The following is a 25,497-nucleotide window of genomic DNA, read 5'->3' as shown; positions in this document are numbered from 1 at the left end:
CGCGGGGCGCCTGCTCAGCGGCGGATGTGCCGCGGTGTCAGGAACCCGGCGTCACGCGCCGCGCCGATCAGCTTCAGCGCTCTGCGGCGGCTGTGCCCCGTCGCGGACATCACCGCGAGCACCGGGTCGGCGCCCTTCTCCTGCGCGGCGCGGTACTCCTCGGCCACGAGCCGCCACCCCTCGACGCCGCGCGGCACATCGATGCGGCCCGCGCCCTCCGCCTCCTCGGCGGGATCGAGCCAGGCACCGCACGCCGTGAGCAACGGTTCCTCGATCCGGTCGGCGAGCGCCGCCAGGTCGTCGAGCGAGAGGGGCGGCTCGGCCCGTACCTCCTCGATGGCCACGCACCCACCGGACACGACGGCCAGGACGTCGACCACGGCGCCCTGGGGAAGGTCCAGTCGCAGGCTGAACCACGACGTGGTCTGCTCGTGGTCCTGCACTTCCCAGGCGGGCCACACGGAGACGACCCCGCCCGATCGAAAGTGATCAGAAGGTTTCTCAACGGAAGCTTCCAGCACGGACGCAACGTAAGTGAACGATCAAACCCGGACCGGGGAGCCACGCGCGGACCGGGGGCATCGCACCCCGTCGGCCCAGCGCCACTCCCGCATCACTGCTCCCCTCTCGGCGCACACGGTGCCATGCTGGACCCCACCAGCGACCTCCTCCCCGAGGGAGTTCCGTCCGTGCTGCATGTCGCCGTCGTCGGTTCCGGGCCCAGCGGGGTCTACACCGCGCAGAACCTTGTCGAGCAGGACCCGGAGGTACGGGTCGACGTCCTCGACCGGCTCCCGTGCCCGTACGGACTGGTCCGGTACGGCGTGGCGCCGGACCACGAGAAGATCAAGTCCTTGCAGAACAGCCTGCGCACGGTCCTGGAGCACGAGCGGATCCGCTTCCTCGGCAACCTCCACGTCGGCGCGGGCGGTGTGCCGACCGACCGGCTGCGCGAGCTGTACCACGCGGTGGTCTACTGCTTGGGCGCCGCGACCGACCGGCATCTCGGCATCCCGGGCGAGGACCTGCCCGGAAGCTGGTCGGCGACCGAGTTCGTGTCCTGGTACAGCGCGCATCCCGACTCCACCGTCGAGGACTTCCTGCCCGGCGCGCGGGCGGCGGCGGTGATCGGCGTCGGGAACGTCGCGGTGGACGTGGCCCGTATGCTCGCCCGCGGGGTGGAGGAGCTGAGCCCCACCGACATGCCGCAGGCGCCGCTGACCGCGCTGGCGGCCGGCAAGGTCACCGAGATCCACATGGTGGGGCGGCGTGGCCCCTCCCAGGCCCGCTTCACCACCAAGGAGCTGCGGGAGCTGGGCACCCTGCCGGACACCGACGTCGTCGTGGACGAGCGGGAACTGGCGCTCGATCCGGCCTACGTCGATCCGTCCGCGCTGCCCGCCCCGCAGCGCCGCAACATCGAGGTGCTGCGCGGCTGGGCCGCGACTCCCCCGCGCGGGGCCGCGCGCCAGATCCGGCTGCGCTTCTTCCTGCGCCCCGTCGAGCTGCTCGCCGAGGCGGGCCGCGTGGGCGCGGTGCGCTTCGAGCGGACGCTGCCCGACGAGCAGGGCGACGGCGTGACGGGCAGCGGGCGGTACGAGGACATCGAGGCCCAGCTCGTGCTGCGCTCGGTCGGCTACCGCGGGGTGCCGCTGGAGGGGCTCCCGTTCGACCCGGGAACCGCGACCGTGCCGCATCGGGCGGGACGCGTGCTGCGGGACGGGGCGGTCTCGCCCGGTGAGTACGTGGCGGGGTGGATCAAGCGGGGCCCGACGGGCGTGATCGGCACCAACCGGCCGTGCGCGAAGGAGACGGTGGCCTCGCTGCTCGAGGACCTGCCCGACCTCGTACGGCGTGACGTGCCCGACGACGCGTTCGCGGCGCTGCGCGCGGACGGCCTCGCACCCGTCGACTGGGCGGGCTGGCTGGCGATCGAGCGGGCGGAGGCGGAGCTGGGGGCGTCGCTGGGACGGAACGTGGTGAAGCTGCCGGACTGGCAGTCCCTCATGGCCGCCGCGCACAGAGGTCCCGTGAGCGAGGCCCCGTGAGCGAGGCCCCCTTCTCACAGCCGCGTTCTCAGGCCAGCGACAGGAAGAGCTTCTCCAGTCGCGCGCGCAGTTCCTCGCGATCCTCCGTCGACTTGATGCCGCCGTCGCCGTCGACCAGGCACTTCTGGAGACCGGTCGCGATGATTGCGAAGCCCGCGCGGTCGAGAGCCCGGGACGCGGCGGCGAGCTGGGTGACCACGTCCTCGCAGTCACGGCCCTCTTCGATCATCCGGATCACGCCGGAGATCTGGCCCTGCGCACGGCGCAGTCGGTTCAGCACGGCGCGAAGCTCGGCGCCCGCGAGATCCAGGTCCACGATCCACTCCTAAGAAATACCCCTGGGGGTAATCTACCTCGCCTGGGGACGTGTGCGACTACCAAGGATGACACCGATGTCCGGCCTCACCGCCCGGAGGCCGCCGTGCTCAGATGATCACGCCGACCAACATGAAGAGCGCCACGGCCAGCAGCAGGACCGCGAAGACCCGCTGCAAGAGGCCGCCGGACAGGCGTGCGGCGAGCCGCTTGCCGTCCCAGGCGCCCAGGACGGCCGCCCCGGCGAAGGGGGCGATGACCGACCAGTCGAGCCCGTGGGCCGTCCCCGTGCGCGCCGCGAGCGCGGCCAGCGAGTTGATCGTGATGACCAGCAGGCTGGTGCCCACCGCGAGCCGCATCTTGAGGCCGAGGACGCCCACCAGCGCGGGTACGGCGAGGAAGCCGCCGCCGACACCGAGGAAGCCGGTGACCGCGCCGAGTCCCGCTCCGGCAGCGGCGGCCGGTGCCATCCGTATCTCGCGCTCGCCGTCGACCACGGCCGCGGGCCTCAGCATGCGCAGCGCGGCCACCAGCGCGATGACGGCGAAGGCGCCGGTCAGAACGGCGTCGGGCACCCGGGCGGCCAGCACTCCGGTGAGCATGGCCGGGATGATGCCCGCGGCGGCGAACAGGCTTCCGGTCCGCCAGCTCACGTTCTCCTCGCGGGCGTGGGCGATCAGGGCGGTCACCGACGTCGCGGTCACGATGAGCAGGCTCGCGGTGGTGGCCGCGACCGGGGTGAAGCCGAGTACATGGATCAGGACGGGGACGGCCAGGACGCTTCCACCGCCGCCGAGCGCGCCGAGGGCCAGTCCGACGAGGGCACCGGCGACGAGAGCGATGAACAGAGTGGTCACGCGGCCGGACCGCCGTCGCCTCGGCTCCCGCGCGTGGTGAGACCGGCCGTCACCGCCGACTCGAACCCGTCGTCGACCGCGACGACATCACGGCCCGCGGCGTCGAGCAGGGACGCGGCGATCGCGGCGCGCATGCCGCCCGCGCAGTGCACCCAGACCTCGCCCGCGGGTATCTCGTCGAGGCGGCGGTGCAGGGTGTGGATCGGGATGTGCACCGATCCCTCGACCCGGCCGTCGGCTCGTTCGGAGTCGCGGCGGACGTCCAGGACGACCACCTCGCCGTCGGCGTACCGGTCCGCGAGGTCGGCGAACGTGGCCCGGCGGAAGGAGGCCGGCTGCTCGCCCGCGCGTATCCAGGAGGCGGGTCCGCCGACGGCCGCGGCGGCCGGGCGGTCGATGCCGACGCGGGCCAGCTCGCGCTGCGCGGCCGAGAGCTGCTCGGGCGACGCGGCGAGCAGGGTGACGGGCTTGCCCCAGGGGATCAGCCAGGCCAGATAGGTGGCGAGCTGCCCGTCGGCGTCGAAGTTGTACGAGCCCGCCAGGTGCCCCTCCGCGAACGCGACACGGCTGCGCAGGTCCACCACCCACTCCCCCGCGGCCAGGCGCGCGGCGATGCCCTCGGCGTCGGCGAGCGCGGGCGGGGTCAGGTCGATGGGCGCGGGACCGGCGGCGTTGACCGGGCCCATGTGCGCGTAGTAGGCGGGTATGTCCTCCAGCCCGGCCAGCAGGTCGGCGACGAAGGCGTCGACATCCCGTACGAGGGCGTCGTTGACCTCCTTCTCCCTGCCGATGGTGGTGGACGTTCCGGCGGCCTGGGCCGAGGAGCAGAAGCTGCCGAAGCCGTGTGTGGGCAGGACCGGGGTGTCGTCGGCGAGTTCGGTGGCCAGTCGGTGGGCGGAGGCGTGCTGGGCGCGGGCGAGCCGCTCGGTCAGCCGGGGCTCGACCAGATCGGGGCGGCCGACCGTGCCGATGAGCAGGGAACCTCCGGTGAAGGCCGCCACGGCCGTGCCGGAGTCCTCCAGGACGTAGGAGGTGTGGTGCGGGGTGTGTCCGGGGGTGGCCAGCGCGCGCAGCGTCAGGCCCGCGTCGATCTCCGCCGTGTCGCCGTCGTGCACGGGCGTACGCTCGAACGAGACGTGTGCGGCGGCCGGGACCAGATAGGTGGCGCCGGTGACACGGGCGAGTTCCAGCCCACCGGAGACATAGTCGTTGTGCACATGTGTCTCGACCACATGTGAGATCCGCACACCGCGGCGCGCTGCCGCGGCGATGACCTGGTCGATGTCCCGGGGCGGATCGACGGCCACGGCCGTGTGCGCGCCGCCTGCCAGATAGCTGCGGTTGCCGAGCCCCGGCAGCTCGAGGGTGTCGACGAAGAACACCGGACGCTCCCTTCCTCTGATCCTCTGAATTACCCCCTGGGGTATATGAGAAGGCTAGCACGATTACCCCGGGGGGTATTCGACAGGCGGTCGAGGAGGGCGACTCGACGGGCGCTCGACGGGCTCGACGGCGCGAGGGGGCGCTCGGCGCGCGCACGGGGGCGCTGACTCCACGCTAGTCCGCGTTCCGCGCCCCTTCGACCGGACGCAGAACCGCCCCGCCTCGGGGACGCGCCCCGCGCTCCATCTCCCGCGACACGGGCTCTGACCTGCGGGGAGCAGGCGCCCGACGGTCACTGTCAGTGGTGGGGTGCACACTGACCGGTGCTGGAACAATGGCGCTTCGGGAGGAATCGGCATGACCGACGTACTACTCACCGTGGGCACACGCAAAGGGCTGTTCATCGGGCGGCGACGGGGCGATGTCTGGACGTTCGACGAGAGCCCCTGCTTCAACGCGCAGGCCGTCTACTCGGTCTCGATCGACACCCGCGCGGGCACCCCCCGGCTGCTGGCCGGAGGGGACAGCGCGCACTGGGGGCCGTCGGTCTTCCACTCCGACGATCTCGGGCGTACCTGGACCGAGCCCGAGCGGCCCGCCGTCCGGTTCCCGAAGGACACGGGTGCCTCGCTGGAGCGCGTGTGGCAGCTCCATCCGGCGAGCGCCGAGCCGGACGTGGTGTACGCGGGCACGGAACCGGCCGCGCTGTACCGCTCGGAGGACCGGGGCGAGAGCTTCCGCCTCGTCCGCCCGCTGTGGGAGCACCCGACGCGCGCCCAGTGGGTGCCCGGCGGTGGCGGTGAGGGTCTGCACACCGTGCTCACCGACCGGCGGGATCCGCAGGCCGTGACGGTCGCGGTGTCGACGGCCGGGGTGTTCCGCACGCGGGACGGCGGGGCGAGCTGGGAACCGTCCAACTCCGGTGTCTCGGCAGTGTTCCTGCCCGATCCGAACCCGGAGTTCGGCCAGTGCGTGCACAAGGTCGCGCAGGACGCGGCGACGCCGGACCGGCTGTATCTGCAGAACCACTGGGGGGTGTACCGCAGCGATGACGCGGGTGCCCACTGGACGGACATCGGCGCGGGGCTGCCGTCGACGTTCGGGTTCGCCGCTGCCGCCCATCCCCGTCGCGGGGACACGGCGTACGTCTTCCCGATCAACGCGGACTCGGACCGTGTCCCGGCAGGCCGCCGCTGCCGTGTCTTCCGCACGGCGGACGCGGGCAAGAGCTGGGAGCCGCTCACGGCGGGGCTGCCCGACGAGGACCACTACGGCACGGTGCTGCGCGACGCCCTGTGCACGGACGACGCGGACCCGGCGGGCGTGTACTTCGGCAATCGCAACGGCGAGGTGTACGCGTCGGCGGACGACGGCGACAGTTGGCAGCGGCTCGCTGCCCATCTGCCGGACGTGCTGTGCGTACGGGCGGCGGTGATCGCATGACCGCCCTGCCGAACGATCCCACCGCTCTCCCCAACTCCTGGTATTAGATTGCCAGTTGACCGAGTGCCGGTTGACTGATCACCGGTCCGACCTGGAGGGCATCACGTGACCGACAGCCCCGCCTTCGGCGAGCTGAGCAAGAGGATCAAGACGAACCAGCCGCACACCGCCCGTATCTGGAACTACTGGCTGGGCGGCAAGGACAACTACGAGGTCGACCGGCAGGCGGGGGACCAGATCCGCCGACTGCACCCGGGAATCGGTGACTACGCCCTGGCGGACCGGCAGTTCCTCGGGCGGGCCGTGCGGCATCTCGCGGGCGAGCAGGGCATACGGCAGTTCCTCGATGTCGGCACGGGCCTGCCCACCGCGGACAACACACACCAGGTCGCGCAGCATGTCGCGCCCGAGTCCCGCGTCGTCTACGTGGACAACGACCCGATCGTCCTCGCCCACGCCGCGGCCCTGCTCCGCAGCAGCCCCGAGGGCCGCACCGACTACCTCGACGAGGATCTGCGCAACGTCGACTCCATCCTCGAACAGGCCTCGCGCACCCTCGACTTGAGCCGCCCGGTGGCGCTGATGCTCCTCGGCGTCGTCATCTTCGTCGAGGACGACCAGGAGGCGTACGAGATCGTGCGGCGCTTCATGGACCGCTTGCCGCAGGGCAGCTTCCTCGTCCTCTCGCACACGGTCACGCGGCCGGACATGCCCGACGTCGACGCCGCGGTGGCGTTCTGGAACGAGCACGGCACGCCGAAACTGACCCAGCGCACGCCCGGTTCCGTCACCCGGTTCTTCGACGGGCTGGAGCTTCTGAAGCCCGGCGTGGTCTCCTGCAACCGCTGGCATCCCGACAGTACCGACGTCGCGCTGCCCGAGGTCGCCATGTTCGGCGGTGTGGGCCGCAAGAGTTGAGCCCGGATCGGTGAGCCTGGTGGTGGCAACACCAGGCTCACCGCGCACTCCCGCCCCTCGTCGGTCACTGCGAAGGTCAACGGCATGACCACTCGCACCACATTGATCACCGGCGCCACCCAGGGCATGGGCCGCGCCCTCGCACTCGACCTGGCCGCGCGCGGCGGCACCGTACTCCTGCACGGCCGGGACCGCGCTCGCCTGGACGCCGTGGCCGAGGAAGCGCGGGCCGCCGGCCCCGACACCACCGTTCGTACGTATCTCGCCGACCTGTCCGACCTGGACCAGGTGCACGCGATGGCCGACCGTATCCGCGCGGCGGAGACGCGCCTCGACGGTCTGATCAACAACGCCGTGGCGGGCGGCGGTGCCGAACCGCTCACCCGCGAGCTGAGCCGTCAGGGCCATGAACTCCGCTTCGCCGTGAACCACCTCGCCCCGTACGCCCTGACCCGCGACCTGCTGCCCCTGCTCACCGCCTCGGCTCCCGCCCGCGTGGTCAACGTCGCCTCGATCGGGCAGGAGGCGATCGACTTCGACGACGTCATGCTGGAGCGTGACTACGAGGGCCTGCGCGCCTACTGCCGAAGCAAGCTGGCCCTGATCATGGCGACCTTCGAGTGGGCGGCCGAACTGGACGGCAGCGGAGTCACGGTGAACGCCCTCCACCCGGCGCACCTGATGGACACCGACGGTGTCCGCGCGTACGGCCTCACCCCCGTCACCGGCGTGGACGAGGGCGTCCGACCGACGGTGCGGCTGCTCCTCGACCCGGAACTCGCCACCACCACCGGCCGCTACTTCGACCGGTTCACGGACGCACGCGCCCATGACCAGGCCTACGACCCCGAGGCCCGTGAGCGCCTGATGACGCTGACGCGCCGTCTGGTCGCGTAGGGGCCGCTCCCTGCGTGGGCTACGGCAGTTGCCAGTCCACCGGCTGGGCGCCCTGCCGCACCAGGAGGTCGTTGGCGCGGCTGAACGGGCGCGAGCCGAAGAAGCCCCGGTCCGCCGACATCGGCGACGGATGCGCCGACTCGATCGCCGGATACTCCCCGAGCAGCGGGCGCAGATTGCGCGCGTCCCGCCCCCACAGGATCGAGACCAACGGCCGCCCGCGCGCGGCCAGTGCGCGGATGGCCTGCTCGGTGACCTCCTCCCAGCCCTTGCCCCGGTGGGCGCCCGGCTTGCGCGGGGCCGTGGTCAGCGCCCTGTTCAGCAGCAGCACGCCCTGCTGGGTCCACGGCGTCAGATCGCCGTTGGAGGGCCGGGGCAGGCCGAGGTCGGTGTTCATCTCCCGGTAGATGTTCTCCAGGCTGCCCGGCAGCGATCTCACCTCCGGCGCGACCGCGAAGCTCAAGCCGATCGCCATGCCCGGCGTCGGATAGGGGTCCTGACCCACGATCAGGACGCGTACGTCGTCGAAGGGCTGCTGGAACGCCCGCAGGACGTTCGCTCCCGCCGGGAGATACGTCCGGCCGGCCGCCACCTCGGCACGGAGGAAGTCCCCCATGCCCGTGATGCGCTCGGCCACCGGCTCCAGAGCCTTCGCCCAGCCGGCCTCTACAAGTTCATGCAACGGTCGTCGTGCCACGTCGCGCACTCTAGTGGCCCGCACCGACAATCCGTACCGGCGGACCAGCCGTTGAGAGACGCCGAAGAGTCCGATCGTAACGATCAGTTCTCATCTGAACGTAACTCATCAGACAAAATCGGACGGATACCGCTCAGCCGACCCCCTCCCTGAACAGGGAAGCCGACCAAACCAGTAGCATGCGGCGCCATGAGCTCCCCCACTGGACCCGCATCCGGCCTGCCTGTACGAATGCCGCGACCCCGCCAGCCCGGACGGCATCGCCGCCCGGAACCTCTGGCGACCCCCGAGGGCGCGCCCGCGCTCGTCCTCGCGGTGCCGGGCACTCCCAGCGCCGCGACGCGCAGCCTGGCCGAGGAGGTCATGAGCATCGCGCGTTCCGAGCTGCCCGGCCTGGACGCACGGATCGGCTATCTGGACGGGGACGACTCCGAGTACGTCTCGCTGCGCACCGTGCTGGCGCAGGCCGCCGAGGAGCGTACGGCACGCTATGAGCGGGCTGTCGCCGCCGGTGTGGAGGCCACGAAGCCCGACGGGCCCGTCGCCGTGGTGGTGCCGCTGCTGGCCGGTCCGGACAGCGCGCTGCTGCGCCGGATCCGCCAGGCGGTCATGGACAGCCGCGTCGCGGCGGACCTGACCGACGCCCTCGGTCCGCACCCGCTGCTCGCCGAGGCCCTGCACGTCCGGCTGTCCGAGTCCGGTCTCGCCCGCGCCGACCGGGCCCGCCTGTTCACCGTGGCGACGGCCGCGGACGGCATCATCCTCGCCTCCGTGGGGGGCGACGAGGCCGTCCAGGCGGCCGGGATCACCGGCATGCTGCTGGCCGCGCGGCTCGCGGTGCCGGTCATGGCCGCCGCGCTGGACCAGGAGGGCTCGATCGCGGCCGTCGCCGAGCAGTTGCGTTCCTCGGGTTCGCAGCAACTGGCGCTCGCGCCGTATCTGATCGGCCCGGAGCTGGAGCCGGAGCTGCTGGACGCCGCCGCCAAGGAGGCGGACTGCGCCGCCGCCGAAGCGCTCGGCGCGTACCCTGCCATCGGCAAGCTGGCACTCTCCAAGTACACGACGGCGCTGGGCATCGCCCCGCAGCAGCCGCAGGGCGCCCAGGCGCGCTGAGCCGGGCCCGGACCGACCTCGTCCGGACCGACCTCGTCCTGACTGCCGAAAGGGCCTGCTCCCTCGACGGAGCGGGCCCTTCGCCGTACCGGCCCTCGGGCCTTCCGATCGCCTTCGGGTCTTCCGATCGCCTTCGGGCCTTCCGGTCAGCCGAGCACGACGCAGGAAGCCGCGGGGGCCGGCACCGAGCCGCCCCGTCGCGGCACACCCGTCTCCGGGTTTACCGCGAACCAGGTCACGTCCCCGGACCTCTCGTTGGCGACGTACAGGCAGTGCCGTGACCAGGTGAGCGCCCGCGGCCAGACACCGCTGCACGGCACCGTGGCCACCAGTCTCAGCCCCTCGCCCTCGACGGCGAGCACGGACAGTACGTCCTGGCCGCGGGTCGCGGTCCATACGAAGCGCCCGTCGGGCGAGGCCACGATCCCCGACGGGTAGGCGTCCGCCAGGGGCGCGTCGGACAGCACCGGTGTCTCGGCGACCGGCTGCAGCACGCCGTTCTCGGCGTCCCAGCGGCAGACGGTGACGGTCGGCGCCAGTTCGTTGAGGACGTACGCGCGGTCCCCGGCCGGATGGAAGGCCAGGTGCCGCGGCCCGGAGCCGGGGCGCAACGGGGTCTCGTGGTGCGGCCTCAGGGCGCCGCCGTCCAGTACGCACACGCGGACGGAGTCCGTCCCGAGGTCGACGCTGACGACCCACCGGCCGCTCGGGTCGGCCTGGACCTGATGAGCGTGCGGCCCCTGCTGCCGCTGCGGAACCGGCCCCGCGCCCTCGTGCCGGAACACCGCGGGCACGGCCGCGACCAGGGTGCCGTCGCCGCGCAGGGGGACGGCGCTGACGCTGCCGGAACCGTAGTTGGCGGTCAGGAGGTGACCGGCGTGCACACTCAAGTGCGTGGGCCCGCTGCCACCGACGGCGGCGGGCGGACCGGCGAGTTCGGGCGCGTCGCCGTCGAGACGGTACGCGGCGACCGCGCCGTCGGCGGTCTCGCTGACCGCGTACAGCATGCCGCCGTGGAGCGCGAGGTACGACGGATCGGGCACCGAGTCCACGGCGCTCAGCAAGGTGAGCGCGCCCGTGTCCGGGTCCACGGCGGCCGTGAGGATGCCCCGTCCTCCCGCCGCCGTGAAGGAGCCGATGTATGCCCGCCGCCGGTCGCCGTCCACCGCTGCCCGTCCCTCCCGCCGATGCCTGGAGGGACGACGGTAGCAGGAGGTCTAGACCAGGACGCCGGATTCAGAGGCTCAGAGGGTCAGCGGCTCAGAGGGTCAGCGGCGTCAGAGGGCTTCAGACGCGGACCGGCGAGGGAACGCTCAGCGGTGCGGCCAGGTCGACCAGGGCCTGTTCCAGACCGTGCAGGTGGGCGAGGGCCCGCTCGGCGCCGGGGTGCCGGGCCGGGACGCCCGAGGGGGCCGTGAGGGCGCCTGCCGGGAGCCTGCCGAGCAGCGTCTCCACCGCGGTCTCCACGCGACGGCAGGCCTCCGTGAGACGGGCGTCGTGCGAGGCGTCCGGATCGGCCGCGACGGCGACGAGGCCGCGGGTCCGGCGGGCGCACTCGTCGAGCAGCGCCAGCACCCGAAGGGCCCGCGCCTTGCGTGCCCGCAGCGGGTTCAGCGGATGCACCAGCGGCGCGAGGGCCGCCCGCAGGCGTCCCAGCAGCGCTTCCAGTTCCGCCGCGTGCGAGGCGGGGTCCGCCTCCGGGTCACCCGCGAGGCGCCACGCCGTCGCGGCGGTGCACCCGTGCACGGCGTGCAGGACACGGCGCACCCACTGGTCGGTGACCGTGTGCGTGGTGATCGGCAGTACGAGCACGACGGCGAGCGCGGCGCTCAGCGCCCCGACGCCCGTCTCGGCGAGGCGCAGCGCGAGCAGCCCCGGGCCGAGGACGCCGAGAAGGCCGTAGAGCAGGCCCGCCAGGACGGTGACGAAGAAGATCATCCAACTGTAGGAGAGCGCCGCCGTGTAGAAGATCCCGAAGACGCAGAGGGCGGCGAGCACGGCCGAGAGCGCCGGATCTCCGTGCAGCGGCAGGGCGACCAGCACTCCTGCGGCGATCCCGGTGACCGTGCCGACGACGCGCCGGAAGCCGCGTACCAGCGTCTCGCCGCGCGATGCGGTGTTCACGAAGATCCACCAGACCGTGGCCACGGCCCAGTACCAGCGCTCGTGCGACACGGCCTCGCCCACGGCGATGGCGACGGCGCAGGCCGCCACCGCCTGGAACGCCTGGCGGGTGGCGGGGCGGGCGAGTCCGCGCCCGTCGAGCGGGGCGGGCGCGGCGGGCGACGGCGTACGGCGCTCGACGCACCACACGCCGAACCGCACCGCCGCGGCGGTGACCAGCGACAGCAGCACGGCGACGCACAGTTCCGCCAGCCGACCGGGGACGACGTGCAGGAGCAGCGCGATGAAGAAGGCCATGAACGCGAAGACGCCGAGCGCATGGCCGCGCGGGCCCCAGCGGCGCGCGTACACACCGGCGAAGACCACCGCGAGCCAGGCCGCGTCCCGCAGCACCGGCACCCCGTGCAGGGTGGAGGCGAGCGCGAGCACGGGCAGGCCGACGACGGGAAGCAGCGCGGTGGTCACCGCCTGGCGCCGCACGGTCGGGTCGGTCACGGTGAACAGCGCGAGCAGGGCGGCCAGCCCACCGGTGATCGAGGCGGGCCGGGACAGTCCGGCCAGCTCGCACACCGTCACCGCGAGGCCGATCCCGAGCACCGCGCGCAGGGAGACGCGCAGCCGGAACAGCCCTGGATCCGGAGCCGTGAACATCTTCTTCGCCGTCGGCAACCCGCCCCCGTTTCGTGTTCGGTGCCGTGAGGACATGGAAAGGCGCCACGGGCACGGATTCCGGCTTCGTTGCCGGTCCTGCGCTACGCGGCGCCATTGACATAGACAAGGTAAGCGGGGAGGTAGTGATGGCTCAACCTGCACGCTCTTCACTGAGCCATTGGTACAGTCAGGGAGATCCACTGATACGAACAGGGGGGCCATCGGTCCATGGCCGTGGACGCACTCGACACCCGCATCCTGCGACTGCTGCTCGAACAGCCGCGCACCAGCGTGCGTGAGTACGCGCGCATCCTGGGCATCGCGCGCGGCACGCTCCAGGCCCGGCTGGACCGGTTGGAGCGCGACGGGGTGATCACCGGCATGGGTCCCGCCCTGTCCCCCGCGGCTCTCGGGCATCCCGTGCTCGCGTTCGTCCACATCGAGGTCACCCAGGGGCATCTGGACGAGATCGGCGACGCCCTCGCGGCCGTACCGGAGATCGTCGAGGCGTTCTCGATCACTGGGGGCGGCGATCTGATGACTCGGGTGGTGGCGCGGGACAACGCGCATCTGGAGGACGTGATCCAGACGCTGATCAACATGCCCGGGGTCGTCCGCACCCGTACGGAGGTCGCGCTGCGCGAGCGCGTCCCGCACCGGCTGCTGCCGCTGGTGGAGTCGATCGCCCGCACAGCCGCGAGCTGAGCACGACGTACGGGCGCGGCGGTCCTAGGGCCTGTCGTCACATTCCCGTCTGCCCCGCGACGCCCGGCACACCGAGAGCACGCACCAGACGCCGCCGGGCCGCCCTCCGGGCGACGACGGGAATGTGACGACAGGCCCTAGCTAGGAGCGGCGCCGGGGCTTACCGCGTTTGCCGCCCTTGGAGGCCTTGGACGTCTTGGAAGCACTCCGCTGACTTCGGCCCGCAGTCTTCCCGGCCGCGGACTTCCCGGCCGCGGACTTCCCGGCCGCGGACTTCCCGGCCGTCGGCTTCCGTCGCGCGCCGCCCGTGTCAGGGCGTCCGCGCTCCGAAGCCGCCGGGGTCTGGGCCGGGGTACGGCCCCGCCAACTGTTGACCGTCCGCCCGCGGACGATCCCGATGAACTCCTCGACCAGATCGGTGGTCGCGTCCTCGGGCCACGACAGCGCGACGCTCGACTGGGGAGCGTCCACGACCGGGCGGTACGTGAGGTCCCGGCGGTGGTGCAGGCGCGCCAGTGACTGCGGGACGAGGAGCACGCCCACGCCCGCCGCCACGAGTTCGACGGCGTCGGCCGTCGTGGCGGGCCGCTCGAACGCGGGCAGACCCGGGGGCTGCTCCCAGCCGAGGACGTCGTCGAGGGGGTGGAAGACCACCTCGTCCGCGAGGTCCTCCAGGGACACCTCGTCGGCCGCCGTCACGACGTGGTCCTTGGGGACCACGACCACGGTCGCCTCGGTGTAGAGGGGGATCGCGCTGAACACCGTGCGGTCGACCGGGAGTCGTACGAGCCCCGCGTCCGCCGCTCCTCCGCGCAGCGCCTCGGCTGCTTCGGCGGCCGACACCTGGACGAGGGTCAGCGGGACATCGGGCAGGCGCTCGTTCCAGATCCGGGCCCATTTGGCGGGCGTCGCCCCGGGGACGTACGCGAGCCGGAACGAGGGGGGTGGTGCTTCCGTGCCTGTCACTCCGCCAGGTTACCGGGCGTGGTCGCCGCCAGGTCACCGGGCGTGGTCGGAGGTCCCGTACACGGCCGATAGTCTTGACATCATGAAGTCGCACCAGACCACCCAGACGATGAAGCCCGCGACCGCGGCGAAGAAGCTGGGTGTGTACCTCCCCGCCACCCCCGACACGTTCCGGGCCGGTGTCATCTCGCGCGCCGAGCTGAACGAGCTCCAGGCGAACCCGCCCGAGTGGCTGCGGGAACTGCGACGCAACGGCCCGCACCCCCGCCCGGTGGTCGCGGCGAAGCTGGGCGTCTCCATCTCGGGCCTCGCGCGCGGCGGGATCGTCGAGCCGCTCACCACCGAGCAGATCGACGCGCTGAAGGACGCCCGGCCCGAGTGGCTGGAGAAGGAGCGCGCCACGCAGGCCGAGGTCCGCAAGGAAGCGGCGCGCGTCAAGCAGAAGCAGGCCGAGCAGGCCTGACAGGAGCGCGACCCGCGCCCCTGACCCCCTCTCCCTCTGATCCTCCTTCCTGACTCCGACACCGGCGGCACGGGCGTGGCGTGATCGCCTCCTCGGGGGCGCGGCGATAGCGTCACGGCGGACGCTCATGATCCGCGCCGAGCGGTGGCACCGCAGGCCGCGTCGGGCGTGATGCCGCCGGGCGCGGGCCCGTGGAGGAGGACGATGACGGAACTGTCGGACCGCGTCGCCGCTGCCCGGCGTACGACCACCACGTCCTCGCTCGGCCGGGCGCTGCTGCGCTGGGCCACGACCACCGATCACAAGGTGATCGGCCGCCTGTACATGGTCACCGCCTTCTGCTTCTTCCTCCTGGCGGGCCTGCTGGCGATGGGGATGCGGGCCGAACTCGCGCGCCCCGGGCTGCAGTTCATGTCCGAGGGCGTCTACAACCAGTTCTTCACGGTGCACGGCACGGTGATGATGCTGCTGTTCGCGACCCCGATGTTCGCCGGGTTCGCCAACGCGGTGATGCCCTTGCAGATCGGCGCCCCGGACGTGGCCTTCCCGCGGCTGAACGCCCTCTCGTACTGGATGTATCTCTTCGGCGGGCTGCTGGTCGTATCGGGCTTCCTGGTGCCCGGCGGTGCCGCGTCGTTCGGCTGGTTCGCCTACGCCCCGCTGAACAGCGCGTACCACTCCCCCGGCGCGGGCGGGGACCTGTGGGTGATGGGTCTGGTGGTGACAGGTGTCTCGACGACGCTCGGCGCCGTCAACTTCATCTCCACGATCCTGTCGCTGCGCGCGCCCGGGATGACGATGTTCCGGATGCCGATCTTCACCTGGAACATCCTGTTCACCTCGATCCTGGTGCTGCCCTCGTTCCCGGTGCTCACCGCCGCGCTGCTGGCCCTGGAGTCGGACCGGAAGTTCGGCTCGCACGTCTTCGACGCGACGAACGGCGGCGCCGTGCTGTGGCAGCACCTGTTCTGGTTCTTCGGCCATCCCGAGGTCTACATCGTCGCGTTGCCGTTCTTCGGGATCGTCTCGGAGATCTTCCCGGTGTTCTCGCGCAAGCCGCAGTTCGGCTATCTGCCGATGATCGGGGCGACGATCGCGATCACCATGCTGTCCGCGGTCGTGTGGGCCCATCACATGTTCGCCACCGGTGCCGTGCTGCTGCCGTTCTTCTCCATGATGTCGTTCCTGATCGCGGTGCCCACCGGCATCAAGTTCTTCGCGTGGATCGGCACCCTGCACCGGGGTTCCCTCTCGTTCGAGACACCGATGCTGTGGGCGCTGGGGTTCCTCTTCACGTTCCTGCTGGGCGGGTTGAGCGGGGTGCTCATCGCCTCCCCGCCGCTCGACTTCCATGTCACCGACTCGTACTTCATCGTGGCGCATCTGCACTACGTGCTCTTCGGCACCGTGGTCTTCGCGATGTTCGCGGGCTTCTACTTCTGGTGGCCCAAGCTCACCGGGCGGATGCTGGACGAGCGGCTGGGCAAGCTGCACTTCTGGCTGCTGTTCCCGGGCTTCCAGCTGACCTTCCTGGTGCAGCACTGGCTCGGTTCGCGGGGCATGCCCCGCCGTTACGCCGACTATCTGCCCTCCGACGGCTTCGCCCTGCTCAACACCCTGTCCTCCGCCGGGGCGTTCCTGCTCGGTGTCTCCACCCTGCCGTTCCTGTACAACGTCTGGCGCACCGCCCGGCACGGTGAGCGGGTCACCTCGGACGACCCCTGGGGGTACGGCCGCGCGCTCGAGTGGGCGACGTCCTGTCCGCCGCCACGTCACAACTTCCTGGCCCTGCCCCGGGTGCGGTCCGAGTCGCCCGCCTTCGACCTGCACCATCCCGAGGCCGTCCGGCCGCAGCTCCAGGAGGGGCCACGATGAAGCCGCAACTCCGGGAGGGACCGCGATGAAGCCGCAGCTCCAGGAGGGACCGCGATGAAGACCGAGTCCTGGTTGTTCGGCGTCGTCGCCCTGTTCTTCGGCGGCTCCGCCGCGCTGTACGGCGTGTGGTCGCGCGATCCCGCCGGTATGGCGGTGCTGATCGTCGCCTTCGGCATGGCCGGTGTGATCTCGTTCTTCTGCGCGGTGCAGTACCGGCGCCGGGGCCGCCGCCCGCAGGACCGTCCGGAGGCCGAAGTGGCGGACGCGGCGGGCCCGTTGGAGTTCTTCCCCGCCCACAGCCCCTGGCCCTTCGTCACGGCGCTGGGCTTCGCCGTCGCCGCCGCCGGGGTGGTCTACGGGCTGTGGCTGTTCCTCATCGGCGTCGCGGTGCTGGCGCGGGGGGTCTTCGGGCTGGCCTTCCAGTACGCGACTCGTCGGGACTGAGCGGCTTCATGGGGGCTCCCGGCCGGAACCGGGTGACGGGTTCATGGCTGCTCTCGTAGCCCCCCTCCACGGTCTGGCGTACCTCCCCGGTCTCCTCCCCCTCGGTCAGGCGCTTCTGCTCGGCCTCCAGCAAGGCGTGGCACAGGCGTCGGGCGAGGAGGAAGGCGAGGATCGGGGCCACGACCAGGGCCGTGCGCAGGACCCAGGTGAGGGCGTTGAGCGAGAGATGGAAGCTCGCGGCCATGATGTCGTTGGCACCGGCCAGCAGCAGGACGCCGTAGAAGGTGACGCCCGCGGCGCAGAGCCCGGTGCGGACGGGACGTTCGCGTGGCCGGTCGCACAGGTGGTGCTCCTCGTGCCGCTCGCCCGTCAGACGCTGTTCGACGAAGGGGTAGGCGTACAGGACGAGGAAGAGCAGGGCGGGCAGGACGACCGCGGGCAGCAGGACGTTCCACATGATCGTGTGCCCGGCGACGTTCGTCTCCCAGGGCGGCATGAGCCGGAGCGAGCCTTCCAGGAAGCCCACGTACCAGTCGGGCTGCGAGCCGGTCGACACATGGTCCGGCCGGTAGGGGCCGTAGGTCCACACGGGGTTGATCTGGGCGATGCCGCCGAGCAGGGCGAGCACACCGAAGACGGTGAGCGAGAGCCCTGTCGAGGAGGCCATGAACTGGGGGAAGAGCGGCTTGCCGACGACGTTCCGGTTGGTTCGGCCCGGACCGCGCCACTGGGTGTGCTTCAGATAGACGACCAGGATGAGATGCACGGTGACGAGGGCGACCAACGCGCCCGGCAGCAGCAGGATGTGGACGCCGTACAGGCGCGACACGATGTCGTGCCCGGGGAAGGCGGACCCGAACACGAACAGGCTCACATACGTCCCGATGATCGGCAGGGAGAGCATGATGCCCTGGGCGATGCGCAGCCCCGTACCGGAGAGCAGGTCGTCGGGGAGCGAGTAGCCCGCGAAGCCCTCGGCCAGGGCGAGCGCGAACAGCGTGACGCCGATGGTCCAGTTCATCTCCCGGGGCCTGCGGAACGCGCCGGTCAGGAAGATCCGCAGCAGATGCACTCCGATCGCGGCGACGAACACCAGTGCGGCCCAGTGGTGCATCTGCCGTACGAGCAGTCCGCCGCGTACGTCGAAACTGACGTGCAGGGTCGAGTCGAACGCCTGGGACATGAGGACGCCGCGCAGGGGTGCGTACCGTCCGTCGTAGACGACGTCGCCCATCCCCGGTGTGAAGAAGAACGTCAGCCACACTCCGGTCAGGACGAGGACGACCAGGCTGTACAGCGCGATCTCGCCGAGGAGGAAGGACCAGTGGTCGGGGAAGGCCTTGCGGAGCAGCTTCCCGCCGCCGTCCAGCACGGGCAGCCGCCCGTCCGCCGCGTCGGCCAGCCGCTCTCCGGCGCGCCTGCCTTCCACCGTGCCCGAGGGGAGGGCAGGCGGGCGGCGCCGCGCGTTCACGGGGCGCCCGTGCCACGGCCGACGGGTCGTTCCCCTCGGGTCCGGTCCGGGGTCCGGGCCATGGAACGCCTCCTTCTGCCGGTTCTCGCTCGACGCCCCCTCGCACATGGATTGCCGCCGGACCGTCGGCCGAGTGCCCCGGCCCGGCGAAACACCCGCGCGCCCAGGCCGGTGCACCCGTTCGGATGGGCGAGAGGTGCTACGCCGTAGCGTCAGGCAGCCGCGACGACCGTTTCCTCTCCCCGGTCGTGGTGGATGGGTGTCCCGGAGTCGGTCAGCGGCACGCCCGTGCCTCCTCTGCGGGCCGCGACGATCTCCGCCGCGATCGACACGGCGGTCTCCTCGGGTGTCCGGGCACCGAGGTCGAGGCCGATCGGCGACCTCAACCGCGACAACTCCCGCTCGCTCACGCCGACTTCGCGCAGCCGCCGGACACGCTCCTCATGAGTGCGGCGCGAACCCATCGCGCCGACGAACGCGAGGGGCATCCGCAGGGCCGCCGTCAGCAGGGGTATGTCGAACTTGGCGTCGTGGGTGAGCACGCACAGGACCGTGCGCGCGTCGGTCGCGGTGCGCTCGAGGTAACGGTGCGGCCAGTCGACCACGATGTCGTCGGCCTCGGGAAAGCGGGCTCGGGTGGCGAAGACGGGGCGGGCGTCGCACACCGTCACGTGATAGCCGAGGAACCTGCCCACCCGTACGAGCGCCGCCGCGAAGTCGATCGCGCCGAAGACGACCATACGGGGCGGCGGCACGTTCGCCTCGACGAACAGGGTCAGACCGCCGGGGCAGTGGGAGCCGTCCTCGGACACGGCCACCGTGCCCGTGCGGCCCGCCTCCAGCAGCGACCGGGCCTCGGCCGCCGCCGTCCGGTCCAGCCTCGGGTGCCCGCCGAGGCCGCCCTCGTACGTGCCGTCGGGGCGGACCAGCAGGGCCCTGCCGAGGAGGTCGGCGGGGCCCTGGAGCACCCGGGCCACAGCCACCGGCTCGGACCGGACGGCGGCCGACAGGGCCGAGCGGAACACCGGACCGGCGGGGGTGTCCACGCCGACCGGTGTGATCAGGACGTCGATGACTCCGCCGCAGGTCAGCCCGACGGCGAAGGCGTCCTCGTCGCTGTACCCGAACCGCTCGAGGACGGTCTCCCCGTCCTCGAGCGCCTGGACGCACAGGTCGTACACCGCTCCTTCCACACAGCCACCGGAGACCGAACCGATGACCGTGCCCTCGCTGTCGACGGCGAGGGAGGCACCGGGGCCGCGGGGCGCGCTGCCGCCGACGGCCACGACGGTGGCGACGGCGAAGGCCCTGCCCTCCTCGGCCCAGCGGTGCAGCTCCTCGGCGATGTCAAGCATCCGGTGCTCCCTCGGCCGCGGCCAGGACGCGGTCGGGCCGGATGGGCAGGCTGCGGTGTCGGACACCGGTCGCGTGCCAGACCGCGTTGGCGATCGCCGCCGCGGCGCCCACGATGCCGATCTCCCCGACGCCCTTGATCCCGACCGGGTCGTCCGGGTCCGGGTCGTCCACCCAGTCCGCCTCGACGAGCGGTACGTCGGCCTGCGTGGCCACGTGATAGCCGGCGAGGTCGGCGCCGACGTGGCCGCCCGAGGCCCGGTCCCGGACCGCCTCCTCGTGCAGGGCCATGGAGATGCCCCAGATCATCCCGCCGATGAACTGGCTGCGCGCCGTCAGCGGGTTGACGATGCGACCGGCCGCGAAGATGCCGAGCATGCGCCGCACCCGCACCTCGCCGGTGGTGACGTCCACGGCGACCTCGGCGAACTGCGCTCCGAAGGAGTGCCGCTCCTTCTGGGCGAGGGCGCGGACGGCCTCGGAGGTGTCGGAGCGCACCGTCACGCCCTCCGGCGGTACGCCGCCGCCCAGGGCGAGCCGCTCGCGCAGCTCCCGGGCCGCCACCGCGACCGCCCATGACCAGGAGCGGGTGCCCATCGAACCGCCCGCGATCATCGCCGGTCCGAAGTCGCTGTCGCCGATGCGCACCCGTACGCGGTCCGGTGCCACCTCCAGCGCGTCGGCGGCGACCAGGGTGATCGCGGTACGGGCCCCGGTGCCGATGTCCGCCGCGGCGATCCGCACGGTGAAGGTGCCGTCCGCCTGCGCGGTCACGGCCGCCGTGGAGGGCGCGGCCCCGGAGGGGAAGCTCGCCGCCGCCGTACCGGTGCCGAGCAGCCAGCGCCCTTCACGGCGCAGGCCGGGGCGCGGGTCCCGCTCGGCCCAGCCGAACCTGCGGGCCCCCTCGCGGAAGCAGTCGGTCAGCCGACGGGTGCTGAACGGCAGGCCGGACACGGGGCCCAGCTCGGGTTCGTTGCGTACGCGCAGTTCGATCGGGTCGATGCCGCACCGCTCGGCGAGTTCGTCCAGCGCCGACTCCAGCGCGAACGACCCCGGCGCCTCGCCCGGAGCGCGCATCCATGTCGGGGTCGGCACATCGAGCCGTACGACCTCGTTGGACGTGTGGTGGGCGGCGGCGTCGTACATCACCCGTGACACCCCGGCGCAGGGCTCCACGAACTCGAACACGGTCGAGGTGAGGTTCACGGAGCGGTGCTCCAGCGCGCGCAGCCGCCCGTCGGCGTCGGCGCCCAGCCTGATCCGCTGCGACGTGGGGCTGCGGTAGCCGGTGATTGAGAACATCTGGCGGCGCGTCAGGACGACGCGGACCGGGCGCTGGAGGGCGGTCGCGGCCATCACGGCGGCCACCTGATGCGCACGGGCCCCCTTGCTCCCGAAGGCACCGCCCACGTGTTCGGACCGCACCCGAACCGCGCTCGGTTCGAGCGAGAAGAGCTTGGCGAGTTCCTCCGCGACCCATGCGGTGCCCTGGTCGGAGTCGACGACATCGAGTCGTCCGCCCTCCCACCGGGCGGTCGCCGCATGGGGTTCCATCGGGTGGTGGTGCTCTTCCGGAGTGGTGTACCGCGCGTCCACGACCACGGCGGACGCGGCGAGTTCGGCCTCCAGGTCGCCCTTCTCCTCCGTGTCCTGCGAGGGCACGTCCGGGCGTTCGCCGTCGAAGGCGGTGTCGTGCGGCTTCTCCTCGTAGTGCACCACCAACGCTTCGGCGGCCTCTCTGGCCTGCTCGGAGGTCTCGGCGACGACCAGCGCCACCGGCCAGCCCAGGTGCGGCACCCGGTCGTGCTGGAAGAGGGCGGCGCTCGGGTCCGGCGGAACGCCCAGCCGCCCGATGTAGTCGCTGTCGATCCGCGGCGCGTTCTGATGGTGCAGGACGGTGAGGACGCCCGGCATCGCGAGGACCGGTCCGGTCTCCATCGAGCGGATACGGCCACGGGCCACAGTGGACAACACCAGCCAGCCGTAGGCGAGTTCGGTGAAGGGAAGGTCTCCCGCGTAGCGGGCCGTCCCGGTGACCTTGTCCCGGCCCTCCACGCGGGTGTGCGCGGTGCCGACGGAGCCCTGCGCCGTCGTGGCTTTGGCGGTGGCGGTGGTCATCGGGAGGCCTCCTCGACGAGTTCGGACAGGACGGCCACCATGAGGTTGCGCATCAGTGTCACCTTGTATCCGTTGTGCGACAGCGGCTTGGCCGCGGCGAGTTCGGCGTCCGCGGCGGCGGCGAAGCTTTCGCCGTCGGCCCGTGCCCCGGTCAGTTCCCGCTCGGCCGTCCGGGCCCGCCACGGCCGCGACGCGACCGCACCGAGGGCCAGGCGCGCCTCGCGGACGACGCCGTCCCGCACCTCGAGCGCGGCGGCGACCGAGCCGATCGCGAACGCGTAGGAAGCGCGCTCGCGCACCTTGCGGTAGCGCGAGCGGGCGGCGACCGGGGCGGGTGGCAGGGTGACAGCCGTGATCAGCGCCCCCGGCGGCAGGGCGGTCTCCCGGTGCGGGGTGTCACCCACCGGCAGATAGAAGTCGGCGAGCGCCAACTCGCCCGGCCCGTCGGTGGTTTCGTACGAGACGACGGCATCGAAGGCGGCCAACGCGACGCCCATGTCCGAGGGATGGACGGCCACGCAGTGCTGGGAGGCGCCCAGGATCGCGTGGTTGTGGTGGTCGCCCTCGATGGCGGGGCAACCGCTGCCGGGGACACGCTTGTTGCACGGCTTGGTCACGTCGGCGAAGTAGCCGCAGCGGGTGCGCTGGAGCAGATTCCCGCCGACCGTGGCCATGTTGCGCAATTGACCGGAGGCGCCGGACAGGACCGCCTGCGTCAACGCCGGGTAGCGGCGGCGGACTTCGGGGTGGGCGGCGAGGTCGCTGTTGGTGACGGTCGCGCCGATACGCAGACCACCGTCCTTCGTCGACTCGATGCCGTCCAGGGGGAGTTCACGGACGTCCACGAGCCGGGCGGGCCGCTCGACACCGGTCTTCATCAGGTCGACGAGGTTGGTGCCACCGCCGAGGAAGCGTGCGTCCGGGTCCGCGCCGAGGAGCGCGACCGCGCCCGCGACGTCGGACGCCCGCTGATAGCCGAACTCCCTCATGCCACCGCCTCCGTGACCTCGGCCTCGGCCCCCGCCTCGGCCGCCGCGCGCGCGACCGCCTGGACGATCGACACATACGCGCCACAGCGGCACAGGTTGCCGCTCATACGCTCCCGGATCTCCTCGGCGCTCAGCGGTGGCGGCCCGGCTTCGGGGCGGACGTCGTCGGTGACGGCGCTCGGCCAGCCCGCCGCGTGTTCCTCGATCACCGCGACGGCGGAACAGATCTGGCCGGGGGTGCAGTACCCGCACTGGTAGCCGTCGAGGTCGAGGAACGCCTGCTGCACCGGGTGCAGCCGCTCGCCTTCGGCCACGCCTTCGACGGTGGTGACCTCACGCCCTTCGACGGCCACCGCGAGCTGGAGGCAGGACACGGCCCGGCGCCCGTCGAGCAGGACCGTGCAGGCACCGCACTGCCCCTGGTCACAGCCCTTCTTGGTACCGGTCAGATCGAGACGCTCACGCAAAGCGTCGAGCAGTGTGGTGCGGTGGTCGACGGACAGCGTGTGCTTCTCGCCGTTGATGGTCAAGGTGATGGCGCTGGACACGGGTGGGGCCACGATCAGCCTTCCTTCGCATATCCGGAACCCCTCGCGAGGGGCGGTCCGGCAGACAGACGAATCACGGACAAGGAGATGGCGCTGTACGGAGTAATGGCGCTGTACGGAGTGACGGTGCGGTACGAAGCCGGTGGTGCGGTACGAAGCGGTGGTGCTGTACGGAACGGTGGTGTTGTACGGAGCGATAGTGCTTCGGGAACCCGCGAGGCGCGGGGAAGGAACGCCGAGGTCGACGGCCACAGGGTGTCCCCATCAACCGCAACCACCGCTATGGTGGAGCAAATTGGACAACTGTCCGGTACTGGGGAAGCTACCGGACAGTTGTCCGCTCAGCAAGACCGGGGTTCGGCCACGAGCCTACGAGGAGGACGGGTGCAGCCGAGGAAGGACGCGCCTCAGCGCTCGGACGCGCAGCGGAACCGCGAGCGCATCCTGGAGGTGGCGCTGGCCGAGCTGACCTGCTCCGCGAACGCTCCGCTGAGCGTGATCGCCAGGAAGGCGGGCGTCGGGCAGGGCACCTTCTACCGCAACTTCCCCCATCGTGAGGCGCTCGTCCTCGAGGTCTACCGCCATGAGATGCGGCAGGTCGCCGACAGCGCGGCCGAGCTGCTGGAGAGCCGGGCACCCGAGCGGGCCCTGCGGGAGTGGATGGACCGCCTCGCCGGGTTCGCCATGGCCAAGGCAGGCCTCGCGGACGCCATCCGCCAGGCCACGAGCGCACCGGGCGGCCCGGCGAAACCGGGTCACGCGCCACTGACCTCCGCGGCCGAACTCCTGCTTCGCGCCAACGAGGAGGCGGGCACCATCCGCCCGGGAGTGACGGCGGACGACTTCCTGCTCGCCATCGCCGGCCTCTGGCAGATCGACCCCTGCGGCGACTGGCAGCCTCGCGCGACGCGCCTCCTCGACCTCGTCATGGACGGGCTGCGAGTGGGAGCGCGTGAACAGTGAACGCTCGGAGGTAAATACGTGGACAGCTCCCGCCGCGCTCTGCACAGTGGACGACCGTGACGAGCAGCGAGCTGTGGACCCGTGCGAGTGCCGAGCGCTATGACGCCGAGGAGAACGAGATGTCCTCGGCCGCCGTGCTCGGACCGACTCTCGACTTCCTGGCCGAACTCGCCGGGGACGGCAGGGCGTTGGAGTTCGCCATCGGAACCGGACGTGTAGGCGTCCCCTTGCGCCGACGCGGCGTGCCCGTGGCCGGTATCGAACTCTCCCCGCACATGGCCGCGGTCCTCAGGCGCAAGGTCGACGAGGACACGCTTCCGGTCACGCTCGGGGACATGGCCACGACCGTCGTCCCGGGCGAGTTCGGCCTGGTCTATCTCGTCTACAACACCATCTCGAACCTGCTCACCCAGGACGAGCAGGTGGAGTGCTTCCGCAACGCCGCGCGGCATCTGGCGCCCGGCGGCCGGTTCGTCATCGAGGTGAGCGTGCCGCCGCTGCGGTTCCTGCCGCCGGGGCAGGTCGCGGTGCCGTTCGACGTCTCGGATCGACATCTCGGCTTCGACACCTTCGACTTGGTCGAGCAGATCCTCGTCTCGCACCACCTCACCCGCGACGGCGACGACGGTCGCTACCGCCGCGACGCGTCCCGGCACCGGTACGTATGGCCGTCGGAACTCGACCTGATGGCACGGATCGCGGGGCTGGAACTGGAGCGGCGAGTAGCGGACTGGGACGGAACGCCGTTCACTCAGGACTCCGCGAAGCACATCTCGGTATGGCGCAGGTCGACCTGAGACAAGCCCGTTCGGCGCGCCAAGAGTGCCGTCGACACGACCCATCGATCGAATGTCAGTGCCCCCAACTAGGGTTCGCCTCATGCGAAGTTGGATCACATTCCGGGGTTCCCGTCCTGACCACGAGGTGAACGTCGTACTGGCGCGTGGAACGGATCTCGACGCGCTCACCGCAGGGCTCCGCGCGGCCCGGCGCGAGCCGCTGGAGACCGGGGAGTCCGCCGGATGGGTATGGGCCGTCCATGAAGTTTCCCCGTGCTCTTGGACACTCGATGGTTACGCTGCGAGGGCGTGTTGATGCCGCTGCCGGGTCTCAGCCGGGGTGAGGTAGCCGAAGATCTTATGCTTGCGCAGGCGGT

General features: G+C 71.7%; 24 protein-coding genes. 11 read left to right on the top strand and 13 right to left on the bottom strand.

Going from position 1 to position 25,497, the window contains the following annotated elements:
• Window positions 1-14 precede the first annotated feature (14 nt).
• Window positions 15-461 carry a DUF6214 family protein gene (locus tag NGF19_RS05850; RefSeq protein ID WP_252422696.1) on the bottom strand — a complete coding sequence of 149 codons (447 nt, stop codon included), beginning with the start codon at window positions 459-461 and terminating at the stop codon, window positions 15-17.
• Between the two features lie 228 nt (window positions 462-689).
• Between NGF19_RS05850 and NGF19_RS05845 the strand changes: the two genes are divergently transcribed.
• Window positions 690-2,048: an FAD-dependent oxidoreductase gene (locus NGF19_RS05845; RefSeq protein WP_252423193.1), complete on the top strand. Its 1,359-nt coding sequence runs from the start codon at window positions 690-692 to the stop codon at window positions 2,046-2,048.
• Between the two features lie 28 nt (window positions 2,049-2,076).
• On the opposite strand, the gene NGF19_RS05840 is transcribed toward NGF19_RS05845, so the two are convergent.
• The 3 genes from NGF19_RS05840 to NGF19_RS05830 form a co-directional block, all read right to left on the bottom strand.
• Complete coding sequence (locus NGF19_RS05840) at window positions 2,077-2,364, bottom strand: metal-sensitive transcriptional regulator (RefSeq protein WP_252422694.1); 288 nt, start codon at window positions 2,362-2,364, stop codon at window positions 2,077-2,079.
• Window positions 2,365-2,473: 109 nt separating this feature from the next.
• Window positions 2,474-3,220, bottom strand: a complete 747-nt coding sequence (locus NGF19_RS05835; protein ID WP_252422692.1) for a sulfite exporter TauE/SafE family protein — start codon at window positions 3,218-3,220, stop codon at window positions 2,474-2,476.
• Entirely contained in the window at window positions 3,217-4,602 is a 1,386-nt protein-coding gene (locus NGF19_RS05830; RefSeq protein WP_252422690.1) for a rhodanese-like domain-containing protein, read from the bottom strand. Before NGF19_RS05830 ends, NGF19_RS05835 begins: the two co-directional genes overlap by 4 nt.
• A gap of 358 nt (window positions 4,603-4,960) precedes the next feature.
• Here NGF19_RS05830 and NGF19_RS05825 point away from each other — a divergent pair, with 358 nt between their 5' ends.
• The 3 genes from NGF19_RS05825 (at window position 4,961) to NGF19_RS05815 (ending at window position 7,861) form a co-directional block, all read left to right on the top strand.
• Window positions 4,961-6,046 (top strand): WD40/YVTN/BNR-like repeat-containing protein, encoded by a 1,086-nt coding sequence (locus tag NGF19_RS05825; RefSeq protein ID WP_252422688.1) that lies wholly within the window; start codon window positions 4,961-4,963, stop codon window positions 6,044-6,046.
• Between the two features lie 105 nt (window positions 6,047-6,151).
• Entirely contained in the window at window positions 6,152-6,964 is an 813-nt protein-coding gene (locus NGF19_RS05820; protein ID WP_252422686.1) for an SAM-dependent methyltransferase, read from the top strand.
• A gap of 84 nt (window positions 6,965-7,048) precedes the next feature.
• Window positions 7,049-7,861 carry an SDR family NAD(P)-dependent oxidoreductase gene (locus NGF19_RS05815; protein ID WP_252422685.1) on the top strand — a complete coding sequence of 271 codons (813 nt, stop codon included), beginning with the start codon at window positions 7,049-7,051 and terminating at the stop codon, window positions 7,859-7,861.
• 19 nt (window positions 7,862-7,880) lie between these two features.
• On the opposite strand, the gene NGF19_RS05810 is transcribed toward NGF19_RS05815, so the two are convergent.
• Window positions 7,881-8,558, bottom strand: a complete 678-nt coding sequence (locus NGF19_RS05810; protein ID WP_252422684.1) for a uracil-DNA glycosylase — start codon at window positions 8,556-8,558, stop codon at window positions 7,881-7,883.
• 189 nt (window positions 8,559-8,747) lie between these two features.
• On the opposite strand from NGF19_RS05810, the gene NGF19_RS05805 reads away from it, so the two are divergent.
• Entirely contained in the window at window positions 8,748-9,671 is a 924-nt protein-coding gene (locus tag NGF19_RS05805) for a sirohydrochlorin chelatase (protein WP_252422683.1), read from the top strand.
• 146 nt (window positions 9,672-9,817) lie between these two features.
• On the opposite strand, the gene NGF19_RS05800 is transcribed toward NGF19_RS05805, so the two are convergent.
• Both NGF19_RS05800 and NGF19_RS05795 read right to left on the bottom strand, forming a co-directional pair.
• The gene (locus NGF19_RS05800; RefSeq protein ID WP_252422682.1) at window positions 9,818-10,837 is read right to left on the bottom strand and encodes a lactonase family protein; all 1,020 of its coding nucleotides are present in this window, start codon (window positions 10,835-10,837) and stop codon (window positions 9,818-9,820) included.
• 121 nt (window positions 10,838-10,958) lie between these two features.
• Complete coding sequence (locus NGF19_RS05795) at window positions 10,959-12,446, bottom strand: FUSC family protein (protein WP_252422681.1); 1,488 nt, start codon at window positions 12,444-12,446, stop codon at window positions 10,959-10,961.
• A gap of 228 nt (window positions 12,447-12,674) precedes the next feature.
• Between NGF19_RS05795 and NGF19_RS05790 the strand changes: the two genes are divergently transcribed.
• A complete protein-coding gene (locus tag NGF19_RS05790) occupies window positions 12,675-13,151 on the top strand; it encodes an Lrp/AsnC family transcriptional regulator (RefSeq protein WP_252422680.1) in 477 nt (158 codons plus the stop codon).
• A 141-nt stretch (window positions 13,152-13,292) separates the two neighbouring features.
• On the opposite strand, the gene NGF19_RS05785 is transcribed toward NGF19_RS05790, so the two are convergent.
• A complete protein-coding gene (locus tag NGF19_RS05785; protein WP_252422679.1) occupies window positions 13,293-14,117 on the bottom strand; it encodes a LysR substrate-binding domain-containing protein in 825 nt (274 codons plus the stop codon).
• Window positions 14,118-14,199: 82 nt separating this feature from the next.
• Here NGF19_RS05785 and NGF19_RS05780 point away from each other — a divergent pair, with 82 nt between their 5' ends.
• From NGF19_RS05780 to ctaF, 3 genes are all read left to right on the top strand, one after another.
• Window positions 14,200-14,580 (top strand): DUF5997 family protein, encoded by a 381-nt coding sequence (locus NGF19_RS05780; RefSeq protein ID WP_252422678.1) that lies wholly within the window; start codon window positions 14,200-14,202, stop codon window positions 14,578-14,580.
• 204 nt (window positions 14,581-14,784) lie between these two features.
• A complete protein-coding gene (gene ctaD / locus NGF19_RS05775) occupies window positions 14,785-16,455 on the top strand; it encodes an aa3-type cytochrome oxidase subunit I (RefSeq protein WP_252422677.1) in 1,671 nt (556 codons plus the stop codon).
• 54 nt (window positions 16,456-16,509) lie between these two features.
• Window positions 16,510-16,899, top strand: coding sequence for an aa3-type cytochrome oxidase subunit IV (gene ctaF, locus NGF19_RS05770; RefSeq protein WP_252422676.1), 390 nt, complete (start codon window positions 16,510-16,512; stop codon window positions 16,897-16,899).
• Here the strand turns inward: ctaF and qcrB are convergent.
• The 5 genes from qcrB to NGF19_RS05745 all read right to left on the bottom strand — a co-directional run bounded on the left by qcrB (window position 16,829) and on the right by NGF19_RS05745 (window position 23,390).
• Window positions 16,829-18,328: a cytochrome bc1 complex cytochrome b subunit gene (qcrB, locus tag NGF19_RS05765; protein ID WP_252422674.1), complete on the bottom strand. Its 1,500-nt coding sequence runs from the start codon at window positions 18,326-18,328 to the stop codon at window positions 16,829-16,831. The two genes, ctaF and qcrB, sit on opposite strands and share 71 nt — an antisense overlap.
• Before the next feature lie 254 nt (window positions 18,329-18,582).
• A complete protein-coding gene (locus NGF19_RS05760) occupies window positions 18,583-19,725 on the bottom strand; it encodes an XdhC family protein (protein ID WP_252422672.1) in 1,143 nt (380 codons plus the stop codon).
• Window positions 19,718-21,841, bottom strand: a complete 2,124-nt coding sequence (locus NGF19_RS05755) for a xanthine dehydrogenase family protein molybdopterin-binding subunit (protein WP_252422670.1) — start codon at window positions 21,839-21,841, stop codon at window positions 19,718-19,720. The genes NGF19_RS05760 and NGF19_RS05755 overlap by 8 nt, the downstream gene beginning before the upstream one ends.
• Window positions 21,838-22,830: an FAD binding domain-containing protein gene (locus NGF19_RS05750; protein WP_252422668.1), complete on the bottom strand. Its 993-nt coding sequence runs from the start codon at window positions 22,828-22,830 to the stop codon at window positions 21,838-21,840. Before NGF19_RS05750 ends, NGF19_RS05755 begins: the two co-directional genes overlap by 4 nt.
• Window positions 22,827-23,390, bottom strand: coding sequence for a 2Fe-2S iron-sulfur cluster-binding protein (locus NGF19_RS05745; protein ID WP_252422666.1), 564 nt, complete (start codon window positions 23,388-23,390; stop codon window positions 22,827-22,829). Before NGF19_RS05745 ends, NGF19_RS05750 begins: the two co-directional genes overlap by 4 nt.
• Window positions 23,391-23,762: 372 nt before the next feature.
• Between NGF19_RS05745 and NGF19_RS05740 the strand changes: the two genes are divergently transcribed.
• A complete protein-coding gene (locus NGF19_RS05740; RefSeq protein WP_252422664.1) occupies window positions 23,763-24,341 on the top strand; it encodes a TetR/AcrR family transcriptional regulator in 579 nt (192 codons plus the stop codon).
• Window positions 24,342-24,397: 56 nt separating this feature from the next.
• The gene (locus NGF19_RS05735) at window positions 24,398-25,138 is read left to right on the top strand and encodes a class I SAM-dependent DNA methyltransferase (protein WP_252422662.1); all 741 of its coding nucleotides are present in this window, start codon (window positions 24,398-24,400) and stop codon (window positions 25,136-25,138) included.
• Window positions 25,139-25,497 lie beyond the last annotated feature (359 nt).

The organism is Streptomyces macrolidinus, from assembly GCF_023887685.1.
Lineage (GTDB): Bacteria > Actinomycetota > Actinomycetes > Streptomycetales > Streptomycetaceae > Streptomyces > Streptomyces macrolidinus.
This window is presented reverse-complemented; position numbering and strand designations above follow the sequence as displayed.